Origin of the sequence: Psychrobacter sp. TB55-MNA-CIBAN-0194 (genome assembly GCF_040309505.1) — a bacterium.
In the GTDB taxonomy this organism is placed as follows: domain Bacteria; phylum Pseudomonadota; class Gammaproteobacteria; order Pseudomonadales; family Moraxellaceae; genus Psychrobacter; species Psychrobacter fozii.
Window position 1 is genome coordinate 1 of sequence record NZ_JBEOOW010000551.1, and the last position, 253, is coordinate 253.

Genomic DNA, 253 nt, shown 5'->3' on the forward strand with positions numbered 1-253 from the left:
GCCATAGGGTGTCCGCCTGCGGCAACCACAATAGGAATTAATGGAATAAGTGGGCCATGAGTACCCGCTAAGTTAGCGGTCGGTAAAATAAAGCCAGAAAATAGTAAAATAAATAACGAAACAATTAAAAGTTCGTAGCGTACGTTTTCAAGTACAAAGTCATCACTCAAACCCAAAGGGCCTGCAAACGTGGCAGCAATGGCTGCAACCATCACAACTTTACCTATAGTTGCGGCCATCGCTGGAATGGTGT

The 253-nt window shown here is 44.7% G+C and carries 1 protein-coding gene; it reads right to left on the minus strand.

Features of this window, described 5'->3' with window-relative positions; genetic code table 11:
* The coding region (locus AAEY75_RS16255) for a DUF3360 family protein (protein WP_352260185.1) at positions 1–253 on the minus strand (253 nt) is incomplete at both ends.